The organism is Nocardiopsis eucommiae, from assembly GCF_965344335.1.
In the GTDB taxonomy this organism is placed as follows: Bacteria; Actinomycetota; Actinomycetes; order Streptosporangiales; family Streptosporangiaceae; genus Nocardiopsis; species Nocardiopsis eucommiae.
On sequence record NZ_CBDRIY010000014.1, the window covers coordinates 20715 to 34752 of the forward strand.

Consider the following 14038-nt stretch of genomic DNA (forward strand, 5'->3'; position numbering starts at 1 on the left):
TCAGCGCAGGAGGTTCCCCACCAGTGCGCGCAGGATCGTCGAGGTGAAGGTGAGGTCCGCGAGTTCGAGGAGTTGCAGTGCGTCCTCAGCGTGCGCGGCGTCGTCCCCGGCGAAGGGGGAGACGCGGTCCAGCGCGTAGCGGCGCAGGGCCCCTCGCGCGAACTCCTCACCGATGAGCAGGGGGAGTTCGTCGTTCCTGATGAGTTCCTCCGGGTCCCCGCTGGCGAGCACGGTGCTGATCGCCTGGTCGAGGAGGGCCCGCATGCCCGACGCGCGGTAGCCGGCACAGAGATCGAGGCTCTCCGGGCCCCTGTCCCTGAGGTCGCTCGCCAGTTCGCGTGTGCGTTCGGCGGCCTGGTCGAGGTCGGGGGTACCGAGCTTCTCGAGGACCTGGGACAGGGTCCGTTCCAGAGGCGGTAGGACTTCCGCCTCCGGAATGGTCATCTGTTCCGGTGACACCCCGGACTCGCGCCCCCTCCGCGCCCGATCGCGCATTCGCTTGTCGAGGAGGTCCAGGGTGCGAAATCGATCGCGTGTGTGTCGGTCGTCGTCGGGCACGCAGGGGGCTCCGATCCGGTCGCTTGGTTCAGAGAATCACCCGAGTGACCACGGATCGCAATGAGTCAAAGCACCATTGGCAACTACCGGCCAAAGGCGTCCCTCGTGTTACGGGGCCCGTGGTCATGGGCAGGGCGGGGCGCCGTCCTCGCGGTGTTCGGCGCCGTTCCCGCGATCACGGGCGAGGACCTTCGAGCCCGTTGGCCACATTCACCTCACGTGACGGAGGGTGGCAAGTCACCCGCCGGGTGCTACGCCGTGCCAGGAGGAGCGGCGATCGTGGACACGGCCCGTCACCACCCGACGGGTTCCTCTTCCCTTGGAGGCTCCGTGGTGCACAACCGGGCCTGTGCCAACGCCACCAGTCCCGGATGCGCTCCACCAGAGCCTGCGGCACTCGTAGGGCTGCGGGGTTCGGGGGTGTGACGGATCCGACGAGCGAAGTGGATACACCCGGGGGTATGTTGGGGGCCGTGGGTCGAAAGGAGACCAGATGAAGCCTGAAATGGTGGGCGACGCCATCACACGCCTCAAGCGCGCCCAGGGGCAGCTCTCCGGGGTCATCTCCATGATGGAGGAGGGGGAGGACTGCACCGCGGTGCTCCAGCAGCTGGCTGCGGTCTCCCGCGCCCTGGACCGGGCGGGGTTCAAGATCGTCGCGAGCGGCATGCGGCACTGCAACACCGCTCGTGAGCGGGGCGAGGAGCCCGAGCTCACCGAGGAGGAGTTGGAGAAGCTCTTCCTGGCCCTGGCCTGAGGGCCGCGCGGGCGCTGGTGTGAACCCGGCGCCCCGTGTCGACCTTCGGGTCGACCCATGACGTCCGGATACTCCCCCCAGTATCGGAGGTCCAGGCGTCCCTTTGTTTGACGGATACCCCCCGGAGTATCGAACACCGAGGAGACACATGAACGCCCGCAGTATCGACGTGCGCACCGTGCGCGGCCTGACCGAGAGCGATCCCCGCACCCTGTTGGTCGACGTGCGCACCCCCGCCGAGTACGAGAGCTCGCACGTCCCCGGAGCCGTCAACCTGCCGCTCGGCCGGGTCGACGCCCACCTGGAACGCATCGTCACCGATGCGGGAGGCCGTCTCGTCCTGATCTGCCAGTCGGGGGGTCGGGCCACCCAGTGCCAGGACAAGCTGGCCGCCGCCGGGCTCACGGACACGGTCGTCATGGAGGGCGGCATGAACGCCTGGGAGGCGCAGGGAGCGCCGCTCGAACGCGGCCCCCGCCGTTGGGCGCTGGAGCGCCAGGTCCGGTTGGTGGCCGGAGGCATCGTGCTGACCTCCGTGCTCGCCTCCCTGTTCTGGGCTCCCGCCGTGGCGGTCGCGGGCCTCGTGGGCGCCGGTCTGGCCTTCGCGGCGGTGACCGACACCTGCGCCATGGGCATGGCCCTCACCCGCCTGCCCTACAACCAGCCGCGCAACGACGTCGACATCGAGGACTCCCTCGCCCGGATCGCGGTTCGCGGCTGATCCCGCGCCTTCGCACGTGGCCGCCCTCTCGAAGACGGATACTCCCCGGAGTATGGAACACAAGGAGCAGAACATGTTGCTGGAACGCCTCTACGACCACGACCTCGCCCAGGCCAGCTACTTCGTCGGCTGTCAGGCGAGGGGAGAGGCGATCGTGGTCGACGCCCGACGGGACATCGACGACTACCTCGACCTCGCCCGCGAGCACGGCATGCGGATCGTGGCCGTGACCGAGACCCACATCCACGCCGACTACCTCTCCGGCACCCGTGAACTCGCCGCCGCCACCGGGGCCACCATGTACGTCTCCGCTGAGGGGGGCCGGGACTGGCAGTACGGCTTCGACGCCGAGCGCCTCCGGGACGGTGACGCCGTCACCCTCGGCAACATCACCGTCCGGGCCCGCCACACACCGGGGCACACCCCGGAACACCTGGCGTTCCTGATCACCGACGGAGCCTTCAGCCGGGAGCCGGGGTACATGATCACCGGCGACTTCGTCTTCGCCGGTGACCTCGGCCGCCCCGATCTGCTCGACGAGGCGGCGGGCGGCAGCGGCACCCGGTTCGAGGGCGCCCGACAGCTGTTCACCAGTCTGCGGGACGTCTTCCTGACGCTGCCGGACCACGTCCAGGTCCTGCCCGGACACGGCGCGGGCAGCGCCTGCGGCAAGGCCCTCGGCGCGCTCCCGGGGACCACCGTCGGGTACGAACGCCTGAACGCGTGGTGGTCCGCGTACCTGCGCGATGACGACATGGCGGGGTTCGTCGAGGAACTGCTCGACGGCCAGCCCGACGCCCACGCGTACTTCGCGCGGATGAAGCGCCAGAACAGGGAGGGGCCGCGGGTCCTAGGCGAGCGGAGGCCACTGGCGGCGCTCTCCAACGAGGAGATCGCCCGATCGCTGGCGGCGGACTCGGTCGTGTTCGTGGACACCCGGTCCCACGCCGAGGTGCATCGGGGCACCGTCACCGGGGCCCTCAACATCCCCGGCCCGGCCAAGGCGGCGACCTTCGGTGCCTGGGCGCTGGACCCCGAGACCGAGACCCGGCCGCTGGTCCTCCTCGCTCCCGACGCGGACACCGCCGGACGGGTGCGGGACCACCTCCTGAGGGTGGGCGTGGACGAGGTCCACGGCTTCACCACCACCAGGGAGGGGCTGCCCGAGAGCGTGCCACCGCGCGTCACGCCGGAGGAGCTCGCCGGTGTCGACACCGGGCTGGTGTTGGACGTGCGCAGCAGGGGCGAGTACGCGGAGGGGCACATCCCCGGCTCCACACAGCTCAGCGCGGGACGTGTGCTCTGGAACCTCCACGCGCTGCCGCCTGAGGCCACCATCGTCAGCTACTGCGGCTCCGGTGTCCGCAGCTCCGTGGCCTCCTCCGCGCTGAGACGCGCCGGTTACGACGTGGTCGAACTCGACCGCGGATACGCGGACTGGGTGAGCGCCGGGGAGCCCTCGGCCTGACCGGGTCGGGGGTCGACGCGCCGGGCGCGGATCACGGAGGAAGAGCAACATGGAGTACCAGATCGTCCTGACCCTGACCCTGGCCCTGGCCGTGGTGGTGGGGCTGGCCCTCGGGCTGTTGGGAGGCGGCGGTTCCATCCTCATGGTTCCCCTGCTCACCTACGTCGCGGGCATGGAACCCAAGGAGGCCATCGCCGCCTCCCTGTTCGTCGTGGGTGTCACCTCGCTGGTCAGTACGGTCGCGCACGCCAGAGCGGGGAACGTCCGCTGGCGGACCGGGCTGGTCTTCGGGGCGGCGGGCATGGCCGGGGCGCTGTTGGGAGGGCTGGTCGGCGGACACCTGCCGGGCACCCTGCTGATGGTCGCGTTCGCGCTCATGATGGTCGCGACCGCCGTGACCATGATCCGTGGGCGACGCGGTGGCGGAGAGGGACACGCGGCCCACGGGTCGCCGCCTCTTCGGAGGATCGTCCTCGACGGCCTGGCTGTCGGCGCGGTCACCGGTCTGGTCGGGGCGGGGGGAGGGTTCCTCGTCGTGCCCGCCCTCGTGCTGCTCGGCGGTCTGGCCATGCCCGCGGCGGTGGGCACCTCCCTGCTGGTGATCGCGATGAAGTCCTTCGCCGGGCTCGGCGGTTACCTGACCACGGTGAGCCTGGACTGGGCCCTGGTCGCGGCGATCAGCGCCCTGGCGGTGGCCGGTTCGCTCCTCGGCGCGCTTCTGACGCCTCGGGTTCCCGAGACCGCCCTGCGTCGGGGCTTCGGAGTCTTCGTACTGGCCATGGGCGTGTTCGTGCTCACCCAGGAGCTCCCGGCGCCCTTCGGTCAGATCCTGGTCGTGGGGGCGGCGGTCCTGGCGGGCGGGGCCCTGGTGTGCCGCCTGATCGGGGACGCCTGTCCGTTGCCGCTGAGGCCGCAGACCTGACGGAGGTCCGGCCGGAGGCCTTGACGGGAGGTCCGGCCGGGGCAGCCCCTGGTCCCGGCCGGGCCCTTCACTCGGGGCGTGCGACGGGAGTCCGGTCGACGCGCGCGGCGAGGAGCGCGGCGCCCAGGGCGAGAGCCGCCGGTGTCAGTAGAGGAGAGGCCGGGAGGGCCTCTGGTGGGAGGCCGTGGCGTACTGGGAGCCGTGTCGCCCTCCGAGCCGCCCGGTGCCGGTGGTGTCGGGGTCGGACGCCTCCGGCGCAGGGAAGGGAATCTGTCTTCGAGGACAGTTCTCGCTGTTCTCGAAGAGGTTGTGGAGAGAATACCCCAGGGCCTTTTCAGTAGACCAGTCGATCTTCTGATAAGAGTCTTTCCAGTTTGGGGGGTCGTCCGGCCGATGCCCTGGCAGTACCAGCGACACGGGTTCGTAGTGGTACCCGGTTCCAAGCTCAGAACGGGTCTTGACGACGGAATTGGGGGCTGCTTACTCTGCTCGTCAACAGGATGAGGAATGACAGGGAATTTCCGAATGCCTGTAGGCGCCGACACTCGCGAACACGGGAATTGTTCGACCCCCATGGACGCGAACCGAGCCGTCCTGGGCCGGCCGACGGTCCGGGTCCCCCGCTGCGACCCCGGGTGTGCTCCGGGGTTCGTAACCCCCCAGAAGGGTGAGACCTCATGAAGTTCCCCAAGCTCCGCAACACCGCCGCCGTGGCCGCCGCCACCGCACTCCTCTTCACCCTCATGCCCGCCGGGACCGCGAGCGCCCACGGATACATCTCCAACCCCCAGAGCCGCCAGGCCCAGTGCGCCGCCGGTGTGGTCGACTGTGGGCAGATCCGCTGGGAGCCGCAGAGCGTCGAGGGCCCCAAGGGCCTGATGAGCTGTTCCGGTGGCAACTCGCGCTTCGCCGAGCTGGACGACAACAACTACGGCTGGCGCGTGACCGACGTCAGTACCAACGCCACCTTCAACTGGACGATCACCGCCGCCCACTCCACCTCCACGTGGGAGTACTTCATCAACGGCAACCGCGTCGCCAGCTTCAACGACAACGGCGCCCGGCCCCCGGCGAACTTCAGCCACAACGTCAACCTCTCCGGGTACAGCGGTCGCCAGACCGTGCTGGCCCGCTGGAACGTGGCCGACACGGGCAACGCCTTCTACGCCTGCGTCGACGTCAACATCCGCTGATGAGGACGCGCTGAGGTACGGCGCGCCCCGGCCCGAGCATTCCCCGGGCCGGGGCGCCCCGCGTTCGGCGCCGGGCGCGGCACCCCGGCGGTACGGCCGGTGCGGTGATGTCGGCGGGATGTGGTTGTCTCCTCTCATGGCTGTTGAGATCGAGCGGTTCCTGCGGTTGGTGCACGCGCTTCCGGAGTGTGAGGGTCAGGACTCGGAGCGCTACACGACGTTCCGGGTACGGGGGCGGCCCTTCGGCTACCTGTGGCCGCGCACCGCCACCGTGGGGCTGAAGCAGACCCTGATCGAGCAGGCCGCGCTGGTCGCGGAACGGCCCGAGGTCTTCGAGGAACAGTTCACCGCGGGCGGGTTCGGGTGGGTGGTGGTCCAGCTGGACGGGATCGATCTGGCCGAACTCAGCGAACTCACCCTGGAGGCCTGGTATCTGACCGCGCCCGAGGAACTGCTCGCCGCCCCGCCCTCCCCGGAGTCCCTCGTGCGCGCCTGAACGTGACCCCCCTCGCTCGCAGCCCGGGGCTCCGAGCCGTGAGCGCGGGTCACCGCCCCGAGTGTGGAAACCAGGTGCGTTCCGCGCGGATCCGTGCTGGGATCGTGCGCCATGGACCACCATCACGAGACCGACCTGCTGGACCGGATGGACCGGAACTTCGCGGAACACGCGTGCCACCTGCACCGGCACCTGGACGGCGCCACCGTCACGGAGTCCGGTGACCTCATGGTCGCGGACAGCGGTCTGGACGACGACACCTTCAACATCGTGGCCTCGGCCCGCTTCACCGACGCCGACGCCGGGGCCCGCGTCGACGGAACCGTCCGGTCCCTGGCCCGTACCGGCCGTCCCTTCTCCTGGTGGGTGGGGCCCACCGCACGGCCGACGGACCTCTCCGACCACCTGACGGCGGCCGGGCTGCCAGCGTCCGAACACGAGACCGCGATGTGGGCGGAGCTGGACTCCCTCCCCGCGGTTCCCGACACGGGACTGGACATCCGCCGGGCGCGCACGCCCGAGGAACTCGCCGACCACGCCGCCGTCCTGGCCGACTGGACCCCGCCGGCCGAGACCGTACGCCGCTTCTTCGCCCTGGCCGCTCCACGGGCCCTGAGAGAGGGGTCCCCGGCCCGCTACCTGGTCGGGTACGCGGACGGCCGACCGGTCTGCTCGGCCGAGGTGTTCCTGCACGCCGGGGTCGCCGGGATCTACGACATCGCCACCCTGGCCAGCCACCGCCGACGCGGCCACGGCGGCGCCATGACGCTCGCCGCGCTCCACACCGCCCTGGGGGAGGGACACCGCGTGGCGGTCCTCCAGGCCTCCGCCGACGGTGAGCCGGTCTACCGCCGCCTGGGGTTCGGCGCCTGCGGCCGGTACACCGAACACGCCCTCACGCCCTGAAGTGCCGCGTCACTCGGGGCGTTCCCGCAGGTAGGTGAGGACGGCCATGACACGGCGGTCCACGTCCGTGCCCTCCGGCGGCAGGTCCAGCTTGGCGAGGATGTTGCCGATGTGCTTGCCCACGGTGGGCTCGGAGATCACCAGGTCCCGGGCGATCCGGGAGTTGGACCGGCCCTCCGCGAGCAGCGCGAGGACCTCGCGTTCACGCTCGGAGAGGCGTTCCAGGAGTGTGCCGCGACGGCGGACCAGCTGCCGCACGACGGCCGGGTCGATCACCGTCCCGCCACGGTGCACCCTGCGCAGGGTGTCCGCGAAGTCGGCCACGTCCACCACCCTCTCCTTGAGGACGTAGCCGATGCCCCGGCCGTCGTGGGAGTCGAGGAGCTCCGCCGCGTAGCTGGACTCCACGTACTGGCTGAGCGCCACGACGGGCAGGCCCGGGCGTTCGCGGCGCAACCGGACGGCGGCCCGCAGGCCCTCGTCACCGAAGTCCGGCGGCATGCGGATGTCGGTGACCACGAGGTCGGGGCCGTGCGCGGCGACCGCCTCCACCAGGGCCTCGGCGTCACCCACCGCCTCGGCCACCTCGAACCCGAACCTGCGCAGAAGGCCCGCGAGGCCCTCACGCAGCAGGGCGCCGTCCTCGGCCAGCACTACCCGGATGGGGGACAAGGGATCTCCGCTCTCAGCCGCGTGGGTCCACCGGCCGGACTGGACAACAGGACACGGCCGCCCACGACGGCGACCCGGTCGGCCAGCCCCGTCAGCCCCGTACCGCGCTCGGGATCGGCGCCGCCCCGCCCGTCGTCGACGGTCTCCAGCACCAACGTGTCACCGTCCAGCGAGGCGTTCAACCGGACGGAGCGGGCCCAGGCGTGCTTGGCGACGTTGCCCAGCGACTCGGCGGCCACGTAGTAGGCGGTGCTCTCCACGTGGGCGGGCAGTCGCCGGGGCAGGTCCACACGGACGCGGACCGGAACGGGGCAGCGGTCGGCCAGTTCGGGGAGGGCGGCGGGCAGTCCGCGGTCGCTGAGGACCTTGGGGTGGATTCCGTGCACGATCTCCCGCAGTGAGCCGATGATCTCCTTGGCCTGCCCGTGCACGGAGGCCAGGGTCCGTTCCATGTCGCTGCCGGGCGGGGCGTCCATCCGGGCCAGCCCGATCTGCATGGCCAGGGAGATGAGCTGCTGCTGGGCGCCGTCGTGCAGGTCGCGTTCGATACGTCGGCGCTCGGTCTCGAAGGCGTCCACCAGGCGGGCGCGGGACCGGGTCACCTCCACCAGTTCCGAACGCAGCTCCTCGGTACCGTGGTCCTCCAGCAGCAGGCGGGCCAGCACGGCGTGCGCGTGCGCGGTGACGGCCGCGACGTACGGCGTGACCAGCAGCAGGACGGCACCGGCCAGGACCAGCGGGAGGGTGGCCCCCGGTGCGTCGAACGCCCACGGGAAGAGGGTGACGGTCCGTCCCAGGGCGGTGATCGCCGGGGTGGCGAGCAGGTAGGCGCCCAGGGCGGGGAACAGGTACAGCACGCTCCAGCTGACGGCGTCGACCACCGTGACCAGCAGGAGCAGGTACGCGAACGCGCGCCAGGTCGCGGGCTCGGTGTACCGCGCGCGGACCCAGGCGAGCACGCCCCGCCCGGTGGGTCGGTGCCCTCCCGTGATCGGCGGGTGGACCAGGCGCAGCCGCCACCGCTCCAGCCGGGCCACGGGCACCGCGACCAGGGGGCCGAAGGCCAGGAGGAGGGCGAGACCGGCGGCCAGCAGGGTGATCAGGAGCCAGGTGGGGTGGTCCCGGCCCGTGGCCATCTCCTCCACGGCCGTGCCCAGGGCGAGGAGGGGGAAGGTGATCGGGAGGAGCAGTGTGGTGAGCACCGTTCCGACGACCACGGACGATGCCAGGTACCCCAGGCTCCGCCACGGCCAGGAGGACAGAGGGAAGCGCCGTGTGCGCAACGCCTCCAGCGGGGTGCGCGCCGGGCCCGCCCGGCCGGGGGCCGGGGGACCGGGCGCCGGGGTGTCGGTCTGCTCGCTCACGGGCCCAACGTACGCCCGACACCGGGGCGCCGGACAGAAGGGACGCCCCACCCTCGGCTACGTGTCCGCCCCACCCGGACGATCGGATCAGGTCCCGATGATCCCGCCGTCGTCCTTGCGCACCACCACGACCGCCGACCGGGGCCGACCGGCCGGATCGAACCCCGGCCAGTTGCTCAGCGCTCGCGGGTCCTCCGCCGTGGGCTCTCCCAGGCCGGGCGCGGCCGACCCCGGCCCCTGGACGGTCACGAACAGGGTCCGTTGGTCGGGGCTGGCCGCCGTTCCCGCGATGCCGCACCCGGGCGGGCCGGCCAGGAACCGCCGCACCTCGCCGCTCTCGGGGTCGGCGCAGAGCAGCGCGCTGTTGCCCACCAGTTCGCGGGAGTTCCCGGAGGGGTCCCCGAGCCGGACCACGTCGGTCCGGATCCACAGGCGTCCGTCCTCACCGCAGTGGACCCCGCCCGGAGAAGCGAAGACCGCTCCTCGCTCCGGGTCGGAGGCGCTCCCGCCGGAGGCGAACTCCTGCCAGGAGAACAGGGTCGCGCCCGGGTCGCTGGCGCCCTCGGTCCAGGACAGCACGCGTCCGCCGTCGGCGGAGGCCTCCGGGAGGTAGACCCTCCCGCTCACGGGGTGCACCGCCGGTGTCCCCGGCCCCCTGAGCTCGGTGGCGCCCACCGCGTCGGCGGCCTCACGGGCCCTCAACAACACGTCGGCCTGGTCGGCGAAGCCGTCGCGCGTGGTCAGGCCGGTGCGTCCGTGGACCAGCGGCAGCCAGGTACCCAGCCCGTCGGAGTCCAGCCGGGCCACGTGGAGGACGCCCTCGTCCAGCGGGCCCGGGCTCCGGCCCTGGGTGGTGCGCCAGGGGTGCTCGGCCACGAACTTGTACAGGTGTGTGGGGTCGCTCATGTAGACGACCGCCCGGCCGCGTGACTCGGTGACGGCCGCGCCGCCGTGCGCGATCCGGCCCATCGCGGTGTGCTTGACCGGTGCCGAGGACGGGCTCAGGGGGTCGATCTCCACGGTCCAGCCGAACCGGTGCGCCTCGTTGGGTTCACCGGCCAGGTCGAAGCGTCCCAGGTGGGTGTGCCAGCCGTAGGAGGCCTCGCCCGAGGTGAGCCCGTAGCGGCGCTGGGACTCGGTGGGGGACCAACCCTGGGTCCGGGTCCCGAACACGTCGGTGAGCGTGTCCTCCCCGGTCAGGTAGGTCCCCCAGGGGGTGCTGGCGTGGGCGGTGCCGCCGATGACCCCGGTCGGGTCCGTGGCGGTCTCCAGGCTCCGGTGCCCGGCGAGCGGTCCGGACAGGGTGGTGGGTGAACTGGCCGTGAGCCGCCGGTTGAGTTCGTCGTCGATCACCCTCCAGCGGCCGTCCGTCAGTTCGACGCGGGCGATGGTCACGCCGAGGGAGGCCATCTCCTTGTCGGTGCGCTCCACGGTGGCCGAGCGCCCTCCGTCCGCGTGCAGCAGCACCGGGTCGGCCCAGGAGTGGTTGATCACGAGCAGCCCGCGCCGACCGCCGTCGTGCCCGGGGTGCAGGGGGACGTAGGTCAGTCCGCTGTGTCCGGTGCCGACCTGGCGGGCGGCCTCCGTCGCGGTGTCGGAGGCGTCGGGCCGCCACGACGGGGTCCCCCGGTGCAGCGGCGCGCCCCAGGGGAGCAGGACCCGGGCGGTGTATCCGGGCGGGACGGTGAGACCGTCGGCGTGGGCGACCGGCACGCCGGTGAAGGTGGGTGCCGCTCCGGTGTCGGGGGCGGCCAGGGCCGGGCGGAGGGTGCCGCCGAACAGGGCGGCCGTGGTCAGGACCCCGAGCCCCGCTCCGCCGCGAAGGACCTGACGACGGTTGGGTCCGTGTTCCATGGGTTCTCCTTCGGCCGCATCCGTGCTTTTGTAGTGAGATTATTACTCTAAGTAGTTTTCCTGCGCATTCGGGTATGCGGCACTCCGTGGCGGGGTCGGATGTTCATGGGAATGAAAACGGTTATCGGTTGGTTGGAAGGCCTGACACCCCAAGGAGGCGCCCATGGCACGCGACGACGCCCGGCCCGTCATCCGGCTCAGGTCCACGGAGGGCACCGGGACCACCTACGTGACCCGGAAGAGCCGCCGCAACACTCCGGACCGCCTGGTCCTCAGCAAGTACGACCCCCGGCTCCACCGCCACACCGAGTTCCGCGAGGAACGCTGACGCAGGGAGGACCCCATGCAGAAGAACATCCAGTACGGCCCCGTCGTCTTCCGCGACAAGGCGGCCGACTTCGCCTTCCTCACCCGGTCCACGCGGAGCAGCGCGAACACCGTCGAGTGGGAGGACGGCCACACCTACCCGGTGGTCGACGTCGACATCTCCAGCGCCAGCCACCCCTTCTACACGGGCAACGCCCGCGTGGTGGACACCGCGGGACGGGTGGAACGCTTCCAGCGCCGCTACCAGCGCGGCTGAACCGACACACGGCGCCGCCGGGGACCTCCCGGCGGCGCCGTCGTGTGGAACGGGCAGGACGAAACACCCTCACCCCTGCCGTCCGAATCCGCATGGGTCCGGCAGGCTTGTTCCGTGACGACAACCCCGACCGAAACACCGGCCCCCACCCCCGGCCGTGCCACCGCGAGGGCCCCGCGCAGTCCCGTCGACCTCCTCGTCGGCGTCGCCGGGCTGCTCCTGGTCTGCGTGGTCCTGTTCCTGGTGAGCGACGCCATCTCGGACGGCGCACCGATCGACGACGCCTCCCAGCTGCGCGCGGTGATCCCGTCGTGGCTGCTGTTCGGCGCGGCGCTCGGCGCCAACCTGCTGCTCATCGTCCTGATCGCCTACGTCGTCCTGCGCACGCTGTTCCTCCGAGAGCTGCGCGACCTGAGCCGCGCGGTCGTCGCGGCGGTGGCGGCCTACGCCATGACGTCCTACGTCAACTCGGTTCTGAAGAACGCCACCTACAGCGCCGAGTCGCTCCCCGGGGTCCCCGACGAGATCCTGACGGCCGCCACCCTGGGCTACGTCGCCGCCGGAATCGCGTTCGCCCGGACCATGCCCACCGGACAGCCCCGGGTGCGCTCGCTGCTGTGGGGCACCAACGCCGTGATCGCCGTCACCTCGGTGATGGCCGGGGTCACCAGCATCCTCGCGGTCCTGTTCACCCTCCTCGTCGGCCTCACCAGTGCCGCTCTCAGCCGCTACGCCATCGGCGCCAGCGTGCCGCCCCCAGCGACCGGGCTCATCCAGGCGGAGCTCCGCCGCTTCGGCGTGACCGCGGACCGGATCACCCCCGCCGGAACCGACCGGGAGGGCGACGCCCTCTACCTGGCCGACCTCTCGGACGGGCGCCAGATCGAACTCTCCGTCCTCAACTCCGAGAACACCAGCGGGTTCTGGCTGCGCCTGCGCGACCTCCTCCTCCTGCGCGGTCCCGTCGCCCCCCGCATGCTCTACGGGGCGCGCAGACGCGCCGAGCACGCCGCGCTCATGAGCGCCGCCGCCCGCGAGGCCGGGGTGGAGGCCCCCCGTGTCCTGGCCCTGGGCGAACTCACCCCCGGCACGATCTTCCTGGCCCGTGAACGCTCCCGGCTCCAGGGCCTGGACACCCTGGAGGCGAGCCGGATCAGCGACGCCCTGCTGGACGACCTGTGGCGCCAACTCGGCCTGCTGCACCGGCGTCGCGTCGCGCACGGCGACCTCAACGGCACCACGGTCGGCGTGCTGCCGCACGGCGACCTGCGGCCGGTCACCGCCGCGCTCAGCGGAGTCGACCGAGGCGCGGTGGCCGCGCCCCAGATCCGCACGGCCCTGGACACCGCCGCGATGGTCACCCTGATGGCGCTGCGCGTGGGCGCCGACCGCGCGGTGTCCTCCGCCGTGCGGGCCCTGGGGGTCTCCGCCACCGCCGCCATCCTCCCCCTGCTGCAACCCGCGGGCCTGCCCCACGGGCTCCGCGCCGCGCTGCGCCGCGCCGACCGCTCGCTCATGGGGGAGCTGCGGCGCCACATCGCGGCGGTCGCCCCCGAGGCACCCACCGAACCCGCCCGCCTGGAGCGGATGCGCCCCCGTACCATCGTGAGCTTCGTGGTGGTCACCCTGGTCGGACTCGTGCTGGTGTACCAGCTCTCCGGGGTCGAACTGGGCACCATCCGCTACGCCGACCCGGGGTGGACCCTGGCGGCCCTGGCCATGGCGACCGTCTGTATGGTCGCCGCCGCCATGGTGCTGATCGGCTTCGTCCCGGCACCCCTGCCGTTCTGGCGGACCGTCCTGGTGCAGTACGCGGGGTCCTTCGTGCGCATCGCGGCCCCGGCCGGACTCGGATCGATCGCGATCAACAGCCGGTACGTGATCAGGACCGGGGTGCCCGTCTCGCTGTCGCTGTCGGCCGTGGGTCTCACGCAGCTGGCGGGCTTCCTCGTTCACGTGCCACTGCTCCTGGTGTGCGCGTACCTGACCGGCACGTCGTACTGGACGGGCTTCACACCCTCACCGACCGTCACCGTGATCGTCATCATCGGGACCGTCAGCGTGGGATGCGTTTTGCTGTACCCCCGCCTGCGCAGGGCCGTCGGTTCCAGCCTGCGCCCTTATCTCAGGGGGGTCCTGCCCCAGCTGCTGGACCTGTTCCAACGTCCCGCCAGCCTGATCCTGGGGCTGGGAGGCACGCTGCTGCTGACCGTGGCCTTCGTGCTGTCCCTGCACTTCTCGGTCCTGGCCTTCGCGGAGCCCGGTCTCGACGTGAGCCTGGTCGCGGTCGCCGTGGTGTTCCTCGCGGGGAACGCCATCGGTTCGGCCGCGCCCACCCCGGGCGGGCTCGGCGCGGTCGAGGCGGCGCTGATCGGTGGACTCACGACGGTCACCGCGATGCCCGCGGACGTGGCCCTGCCAGCGGTGCTGCTGTTTCGGGTGCTCACCTTCTGGTTGCCGGTGCTGCCCGGCTGGGCGGCCTTCAGCTACCTGCAGCGCCGCGAGGCGATCTGACGCGGCCGGGACCGGGATCTGCCAGGATGT

At 71.7% G+C, this 14038-nt stretch carries 14 protein-coding genes; 10 read left to right on the forward strand and 4 right to left on the reverse strand.

The features are described 5' to 3' along the window. Entirely contained in the window at positions 1-444 is a 444-nt protein-coding gene (locus ACRWK8_RS11045; RefSeq protein ID WP_431870032.1) for a hypothetical protein, read from the reverse strand. Between the two features lie 619 nt (positions 445-1063). Here ACRWK8_RS11045 and ACRWK8_RS11050 point away from each other — a divergent pair. From ACRWK8_RS11050 to ACRWK8_RS11080, 7 genes are all read left to right on the forward strand, one after another. Further along, positions 1064-1315: a metal-sensitive transcriptional regulator gene (locus ACRWK8_RS11050; protein ID WP_067599109.1), complete on the forward strand. Its 252-nt coding sequence runs from the start codon at positions 1064-1066 to the stop codon at positions 1313-1315. A gap of 148 nt (positions 1316-1463) precedes the next feature. Beyond that, entirely contained in the window at positions 1464-2036 is a 573-nt protein-coding gene (locus ACRWK8_RS11055) for a rhodanese-like domain-containing protein (RefSeq protein WP_431870034.1), read from the forward strand. Between the two features lie 73 nt (positions 2037-2109). Next, positions 2110-3504, forward strand: coding sequence for an MBL fold metallo-hydrolase (locus tag ACRWK8_RS11060; RefSeq protein ID WP_431870036.1), 1395 nt, complete (start codon positions 2110-2112; stop codon positions 3502-3504). Positions 3505-3553: 49 nt separating this feature from the next. After that, positions 3554-4426 (forward strand): sulfite exporter TauE/SafE family protein, encoded by an 873-nt coding sequence (locus ACRWK8_RS11065; RefSeq protein WP_431870038.1) that lies wholly within the window; start codon positions 3554-3556, stop codon positions 4424-4426. 677 nt (positions 4427-5103) lie between these two features. After that, on the forward strand, positions 5104-5619 hold the full coding sequence (locus ACRWK8_RS11070) for a lytic polysaccharide monooxygenase auxiliary activity family 9 protein (RefSeq protein ID WP_378739830.1): 516 nt from the start codon (positions 5104-5106) through the stop codon (positions 5617-5619). 136 nt (positions 5620-5755) lie between these two features. After that, a complete protein-coding gene (locus ACRWK8_RS11075) occupies positions 5756-6115 on the forward strand; it encodes an MmcQ/YjbR family DNA-binding protein (RefSeq protein ID WP_378739833.1) in 360 nt (119 codons plus the stop codon). A 111-nt stretch (positions 6116-6226) separates the two neighbouring features. Then, entirely contained in the window at positions 6227-7021 is a 795-nt protein-coding gene (locus tag ACRWK8_RS11080; RefSeq protein WP_431870040.1) for a GNAT family N-acetyltransferase, read from the forward strand. A 9-nt stretch (positions 7022-7030) separates the two neighbouring features. Here ACRWK8_RS11080 and ACRWK8_RS11085 read toward each other — a convergent pair whose 3' ends face one another. The 3 genes from ACRWK8_RS11085 to ACRWK8_RS11095 form a co-directional block, all read right to left on the reverse strand. Continuing rightward, positions 7031-7693 (reverse strand): response regulator, encoded by a 663-nt coding sequence (locus ACRWK8_RS11085; protein ID WP_378739837.1) that lies wholly within the window; start codon positions 7691-7693, stop codon positions 7031-7033. Continuing rightward, positions 7675-9057, reverse strand: a complete 1383-nt coding sequence (locus tag ACRWK8_RS11090) for a sensor histidine kinase (protein ID WP_431870043.1) — start codon at positions 9055-9057, stop codon at positions 7675-7677. Before ACRWK8_RS11090 ends, ACRWK8_RS11085 begins: the two co-directional genes overlap by 19 nt. An 87-nt stretch (positions 9058-9144) precedes the next feature. Beyond that, positions 9145-10911 (reverse strand): PhoX family protein, encoded by a 1767-nt coding sequence (locus ACRWK8_RS11095; RefSeq protein WP_431870045.1) that lies wholly within the window; start codon positions 10909-10911, stop codon positions 9145-9147. Between the two features lie 163 nt (positions 10912-11074). Between ACRWK8_RS11095 and rpmG the strand changes: the two genes are divergently transcribed. The 3 genes from rpmG (at position 11075) to ACRWK8_RS11110 (ending at position 14008) form a co-directional block, all read left to right on the forward strand. Then, positions 11075-11239: a 50S ribosomal protein L33 gene (rpmG, locus tag ACRWK8_RS11100; protein ID WP_378739845.1), complete on the forward strand. Its 165-nt coding sequence runs from the start codon at positions 11075-11077 to the stop codon at positions 11237-11239. Positions 11240-11254: 15 nt separating this feature from the next. Next, entirely contained in the window at positions 11255-11494 is a 240-nt protein-coding gene (locus ACRWK8_RS11105; protein WP_378739847.1) for a type B 50S ribosomal protein L31, read from the forward strand. Positions 11495-11608: 114 nt separating this feature from the next. Further along, the gene (locus ACRWK8_RS11110) at positions 11609-14008 is read left to right on the forward strand and encodes a lysylphosphatidylglycerol synthase domain-containing protein (RefSeq protein WP_431870048.1); all 2400 of its coding nucleotides are present in this window, start codon (positions 11609-11611) and stop codon (positions 14006-14008) included. The last annotated feature ends 30 nt before the right edge of the window (positions 14009-14038 follow it).

What these genes read in the sequence shown, in the direction of transcription:
- ACRWK8_RS11045 (WP_431870032.1), bottom strand. Translation starts at nt 444, where the DNA reads ATGACCATTCCGGAGGCGGAAGTCCTACCGCCTCTGGAACGGACCCTG.
- ACRWK8_RS11050 (WP_067599109.1), top strand. Translation starts at nt 1,064, where the DNA reads ATGGTGGGCGACGCCATCACACGCCTCAAGCGCGCCCAGGGGCAGCTC.
- ACRWK8_RS11055 (WP_431870034.1), top strand. Translation starts at nt 1,464, where the DNA reads ATGAACGCCCGCAGTATCGACGTGCGCACCGTGCGCGGCCTGACCGAG.
- ACRWK8_RS11060 (WP_431870036.1), top strand. Translation starts at nt 2,110, where the DNA reads ATGTTGCTGGAACGCCTCTACGACCACGACCTCGCCCAGGCCAGCTAC.
- ACRWK8_RS11065 (WP_431870038.1), top strand. Translation starts at nt 3,554, where the DNA reads ATGGAGTACCAGATCGTCCTGACCCTGACCCTGGCCCTGGCCGTGGTG.
- ACRWK8_RS11070 (WP_378739830.1), top strand. Translation starts at nt 5,104, where the DNA reads ATGAAGTTCCCCAAGCTCCGCAACACCGCCGCCGTGGCCGCCGCCACC.
- ACRWK8_RS11075 (WP_378739833.1), top strand. Translation starts at nt 5,756, where the DNA reads ATGGCTGTTGAGATCGAGCGGTTCCTGCGGTTGGTGCACGCGCTTCCG.
- ACRWK8_RS11080 (WP_431870040.1), top strand. Translation starts at nt 6,227, where the DNA reads ATGGACCACCATCACGAGACCGACCTGCTGGACCGGATGGACCGGAAC.
- ACRWK8_RS11095 (WP_431870045.1), bottom strand. Translation starts at nt 10,911, where the DNA reads ATGGAACACGGACCCAACCGTCGTCAGGTCCTTCGCGGCGGAGCGGGG.
- rpmG (WP_378739845.1), top strand. Translation starts at nt 11,075, where the DNA reads ATGGCACGCGACGACGCCCGGCCCGTCATCCGGCTCAGGTCCACGGAG.
- ACRWK8_RS11105 (WP_378739847.1), top strand. Translation starts at nt 11,255, where the DNA reads ATGCAGAAGAACATCCAGTACGGCCCCGTCGTCTTCCGCGACAAGGCG.